Below are 4,742 nucleotides of genomic sequence, written 5' to 3'. Positions count from 1 at the left end.
GGCCGGCCACGCTCGTGGCCGGCCCGACGTATTTCACCCTGCCTGCATCGTTTCTTAAGATTCCCGCCCATACCCCGCGCCTGCGGGGTAGGGGTATGAAGCCGTGCCGGACGCCCGCTCCCCCGCTGTGGAGGTGACTGGCCTCATGAATACTGACCCGCTGAGCACTGGCAGCGACTCGCTGGCCTTCTCGGTCTCGCGGGAAGCCGGCTATGCGGTGCTTTCGGTGGCCGGGAACATCGACACCGGCACCGAGCAGCGGTTCCGCGACGCCCTGGCATCGGTGCTGGCGCACGGGGCGCCGCGGATCGTGGTGGATCTGTCGCGGGTGGCGTTCATGTCATCGGCCGGGGTCGGCGTGCTGATGGGAGTGCGCCGGGTGCTGGCGGACGCGGGCGGGTCGCTCGTGCTGGCATCCCCGCACGGGGAGGTCGCCCAGGTGCTGTCGATTACCGGCGTGGCCGAGGTGATCCCGGTGGCCGCCAGCGTGGCGGACGCGGTAGCCGCGCTAGGTTCCTGACGACCAGCCGGGCGTCAGCGGGGCTGCGGCAGGGCGGGCGCCAGCTGTTCGAGCTGCCCGACGCCCGTCATGAGGTCGGCGCCACCGCCACCCGCTGGCGGCAGCAGTATCACGTGATCCGCTCCGGCGGCCAGGTGCGCGGCCACCGTGGCCGCGATCGACTCCGGATCCCCGTGGGCGACGATCGCGCTGACGAGTTCGTCGCCCACCGCGGCGATCTCCTGATCCGGATAGCCCAGCCGGGCGATGGTCGCCGCGTACCACGACCGGCTGAGCGAGGTGGATACCGCGTCCCGTGCCCTGGCCCGTGCCGTCTCGCGGTCGGCGGTATCGGTGATCACCGATAGCCCGACGGCGAGCAGCTTGTCCGGGCCGAGCGCGTCCCGCGCCTGCGCGGTGAACGCCGGCGGCAAGCCAGCAGGCAGCGCGCCGTCCGCCATGTCCCGGGCCAGCGCGATCATCTTCGGGCCGTTCGCGGCGACGAGCCGGGGATAGGACGCCTCCAGGGCGGGCGTCATGGTCGGGGCCGCCATCCGCTCCAGGTAGTCGCGCATCGCGGCCAGCGGGCTGGTCCACTCCCTGCCGACGGCGGCCGCCTGCTGGGGATAACCGGTGCCGAGGCCGAGCACCAGCCGGCCGGGATAGGCCTGAGCCAGCATGGCGGCGGCGCCATGCGCGGTCTGCGGCGCCCGGGCCCAGATATTGGCGACGCCAGTGCCGAACGTCATCCGCTCGGCGGCCGGAAGCAGCAGGGCCAGCTGCACGAGAGGATCCCTGCCGCCGACCGTCTCGTTCACCCACGCGGTGCGATAGCCGGCGCGCTCCAGCCGGACGACCGCCTCGCGCTGAAGGCTGACCGGCGGTGTGCTCGTGAACGGTATCGGCAGGTAAACGCCGACCGGCCCGAGGGACTGGCGGGCCGCGCCGGCCACGCTGGCGGATCCCATGGATGTCACCGTATTGGCTCGGCCGCTCCCTGACTACGCTGGGGGGGAACCGAGCTAAGGAGCAGCGGATGACTCAAGCCTGGCCAGCGGTTTCTTACGATCGGTGGGCCCCGACGTGTGACACGCTGCACGCCCATACCCAGGTGCTCGGCAAGCTGGCCATCGCGTTGTCCCCGCCCGAGCCGGAGCTGCAGCACGGAGCGCTGCGGCTGACGGCGCGCGGCTGGGAGACCGCTCCGCTGCCCGCGCCCGACGGGTCGGGCTCGCTGGTCGTCGCGCTGGACCTGCGCTCGCATGAGGCGGTGGCGGAGCATAGCGACGGGCACGCCGAGCGGGTGCCGCTGACCCCTGACCGGCCGGTCGCGGACGTGACCAGGGAGGTGCTGGCCGCGGTGGCCCGGCTGGGCGGCGCGGTGCGAATCAACCCGGCGCCGCAGGAGGTCCCGTGGGACGTGCCGCTGGACGAGGACTACGAGCACGCGCGGTATGACCCTGGCCACGTCCGCGACTACTTCGCGGCGGCCACCCAGGCCGCGCTGGTCCTCGCCGCCTTCCGCGCGCCCTTCCGGGGCCGGTCGACACCGGTGAACGCCTGGTGGGGCTCCTTCGACCTCGCGGTAGCGCTGTTTTCCGGCGCACCGGTCGACCCGCCGGGAACCGATTTCATCATGCGGAACTCTGGGGACGCCGAGCAGTTCATCGTCGGCTGGTGGCCCGGCGATACCCGGCACCAGGGCGCGGCTTTCTTCGCCTACGCCTACCCGAAACCAGCCGGATACGAGGACGCCGCCTTGTCCCCGGCTGCCGCGCACTGGGACGAGAACATCGGCGAGTTCATCCTGGACTGGGACGACGTCCGCGCCGCCCCAGACCCCCACGCGGCGGCGCTGGAGTTCGCCCGCTCGGCGTTCCGGCACTCCTGCGAGATATGCCAATGGCGCCCCGGCCTGCTCGCCAGCACCGAGGGCAGCCCGCCGCCCGTCAGGTAGGCCGCGAGCGCGCTCAGCGGGAGCTGGTCGCCACCGGCGAGCGGGTGCGGAAGCGCAGCGTCGAGACCGTCACCACCCTCACCGCGCAGGAGGCCTACATCGCCCAGCTCGCGCGGGACGGGCTGACGAACCCGGAGATCGGCACCCGGCTGTTCCTGTCCGCGCGGACGGTCGAATGGCACCTGCGCAAGATCTTTACCAAGCTCGGCATCAGTTCCCGGCGGGAGCTGCGTACCGCGCTGGCGCAGTCCGGCGAGGACCGCCAGCCGGCCTAGCCGAGGAATGCCCCGACGTCGGCAGCGAACTCGGCGTGATGCTGGAACAGGAAGCCGTGCGCCGAGTCGGGGTAGATCTTCAGCCGCGCGTCCGGGATCAGGCCCGCGAGCAGGTAAGAGTACCGGGGCAGGATCATCGGGTCGCTGTCGCCGTTCGTCACGAACACCGGCACGCCGATAGCGCACAGCCGCTCCAGCAGGGCGTGCTCGGGGATTCCCCAGGCGCAGACAGCGTCGTACTGCGCCTCACGGGTAGCCCACGTGGTCGCGGTGTCCCGGTCGTCGGTCCTGGCGTACATGCGCCGCAAGGCCTCCCTGCCCGCTTGCAGGCTGGACGCCGACCGGGCGAAGAACACATCCAGGTAGGCCTCCGGGGTGGTGTGCGGCGTGCCGACCGCGCCGATCACCTCGGCCGCCCAGCCATGCATGCCGGCCGCGCCCTTGGGCGCCGAGGAGGCGAGCACCAGCCTGCGGACGATGGCCGGCCGCACGAGGGCGATCTGCTGGGCGACGAAGCTGCCGATGGAGAAGCCGAGCAGGTCTGCCTGGCCGAACTCCATGGCGGCGAGGAATGCGATCGCGTCGCGCGCCATCTGCTCGATGGTGTCCGGGGTGGCGCCGGTCGACCCGCCGACGCCGGCGTTGTCGAAGGTCACTACCCGGCGGCCCGTGGCCAGCGCGTCGATCAGCGCCGGGTCCCAGTTGTCGAGGTTCCCGCGGAAGTGCTGGAACAGCACCAGCGGCACCGCCCCCGTCCCCGCCCCCGTCCCCGCGCTGGCGCCGGTGTCGCGGTAGGCGTACTCGACGCCGTTGGCGGCGCTGACCCGTTTGTTCGGCAGCGCCGCATATCCCCCGGCCACGGCTACAGCGCCGCGATGTGCAGCACGTCCCGCATGTAGCGCCCCGCGGCCTCCGCCGCCTCGTCCGGCGTCTGCCCTTTCTCGCGGCCGTCCATGTAGGCGGCGTACCAGTCCCACCAGTTGTGCGGGGCATGGGACTTCTCGTAAGGATCGTGATGCTCGGCCGTCTCCTTCAGCAGGCCGGCCCGGGAGGCGATGGTCGACGTCAGGTCCTCCCACTCCCGGCCGGGCAGCCGGGTCTTGATCTCCTGGAGCAGCCACCCGTTTCCGTCCGGGTCGCTGAACGACGCGTACGTCTGGTAGGAGCGGCCCTGCGGGTCCGGGCCGGGCACCGGGCCGCCGGCCAGGTGGAACAGCTCGCTGACCTCGATGCCGCGCCGGACCAGGTCCGCGCGCGCCTCGTTGATGTCGTAGACGGCGAGCAGCAGGCGCTTGACGGAGCCGGGCTCGCCCGCGGCGACGCCGATCCCGAACTGGATCGAGCACGCCGACTGCGGCGGCGTCAGCTGGACTATCCGGAAGGAGTCGCCCACGGCGATATCGGCGTCCAGCCGCCAGCCGAGGCTCTGGTAGAAGCGCTTCGACCGGTCGACGTCCGAGACGGGTACCGCCACCGCCTCGAGCTTCATGTCGATGGTCCCCGCGCCGGGCGTATCCGTCGAAATGGTTGCGTCGGTGCCGGCCATGCTGTCCTCCGCGGATCGGTTCCTGTAGGAACCAGCATGCGGCCTCCCGGTGCCCATCGCGCCCGTGGGGTCCCCTGGTCCTTACCCTGGCAGAAAATCACCCGGATCGCCTGAGGCGCGCGCGGCCGCCCCGGAGTCATGCTGCTGTCATGCAGCAACATGACCTGGCTCTTCTGCTCATAGAGCTTTCCGGGGGCGGGCAGTGGAAGCCGCTAGCGGCGTGCGGGTCCGCTGACCCCGACCTGTTCTTCCCAGTGTCGGCCGCTGGCTGCAACCAGGCCCAGGTAGCCGAGGCCAAGGCGGTGTGCGCGCGCTGCCTGGTCCGCCGTCAGTGCCTTGACTTCGCGATACACACCAGGCAGATGCACGGCATATGGGGCGGAACGACCGAAGAGGAACGCTACGCCACGATCAGGCCCGGCCTGCACAGCGTCCTCACCGGCTAGAACCCTGCTGGTCAGAACC

At 71.5% G+C, this 4,742-nt stretch carries 7 protein-coding genes; 4 read left to right on the top strand and 3 right to left on the bottom strand.

The genetic code is table 11. From position 1 onward, the window contains the following. Nucleotides 1-145: 145 nt before the first annotated feature. Nucleotides 146-520 (top strand): STAS domain-containing protein, encoded by a 375-nt coding sequence (locus WA805_RS24525; RefSeq protein WP_422276447.1) that lies wholly within the window; start codon nucleotides 146-148, stop codon nucleotides 518-520. 14 nt (nucleotides 521-534) lie between these two features. On the opposite strand, the gene WA805_RS24520 is transcribed toward WA805_RS24525, so the two are convergent. After that, on the bottom strand, nucleotides 535-1,467 hold the full coding sequence (locus WA805_RS24520; RefSeq protein ID WP_422337639.1) for an LLM class flavin-dependent oxidoreductase: 933 nt from the start codon (nucleotides 1,465-1,467) through the stop codon (nucleotides 535-537). Between the two features lie 68 nt (nucleotides 1,468-1,535). Between WA805_RS24520 and WA805_RS24515 the strand changes: the two genes are divergently transcribed. Both WA805_RS24515 and WA805_RS24510 read left to right on the top strand, forming a co-directional pair. Further along, the gene (locus WA805_RS24515; protein WP_425243508.1) at nucleotides 1,536-2,456 is read left to right on the top strand and encodes a DUF5996 family protein; all 921 of its coding nucleotides are present in this window, start codon (nucleotides 1,536-1,538) and stop codon (nucleotides 2,454-2,456) included. Further along, entirely contained in the window at nucleotides 2,402-2,731 is a 330-nt protein-coding gene (locus WA805_RS24510) for a helix-turn-helix domain-containing protein (protein WP_425243507.1), read from the top strand. Before WA805_RS24515 ends, WA805_RS24510 begins: the two co-directional genes overlap by 55 nt. On the opposite strand, the gene WA805_RS24505 is transcribed toward WA805_RS24510, so the two are convergent. Together WA805_RS24505 and WA805_RS24500 are read right to left on the bottom strand one after the other, a co-directional pair. After that, nucleotides 2,728-3,591 (bottom strand): alpha/beta fold hydrolase, encoded by an 864-nt coding sequence (locus WA805_RS24505; RefSeq protein WP_425243506.1) that lies wholly within the window; start codon nucleotides 3,589-3,591, stop codon nucleotides 2,728-2,730. The genes WA805_RS24510 and WA805_RS24505 overlap by 4 nt on opposite strands. 2 nt (nucleotides 3,592-3,593) lie before the next feature. After that, entirely contained in the window at nucleotides 3,594-4,277 is a 684-nt protein-coding gene (locus WA805_RS24500) for a VOC family protein (protein ID WP_422276439.1), read from the bottom strand. Nucleotides 4,278-4,426: 149 nt separating this feature from the next. On the opposite strand from WA805_RS24500, the gene WA805_RS24495 reads away from it, so the two are divergent. Next, on the top strand, nucleotides 4,427-4,723 hold the full coding sequence (locus WA805_RS24495; protein WP_422276437.1) for a WhiB family transcriptional regulator: 297 nt from the start codon (nucleotides 4,427-4,429) through the stop codon (nucleotides 4,721-4,723). The last annotated feature ends 19 nt before the right edge of the window (nucleotides 4,724-4,742 follow it).

It is taken from the genome of Trebonia sp., from assembly GCF_049794275.1.
GTDB lineage: Bacteria > Actinomycetota > Actinomycetes > Streptosporangiales > Streptosporangiaceae > Trebonia.
Note: the sequence above shows the minus strand (reverse complement) of the source record. Positions and strands in the feature narration are given on the sequence as shown.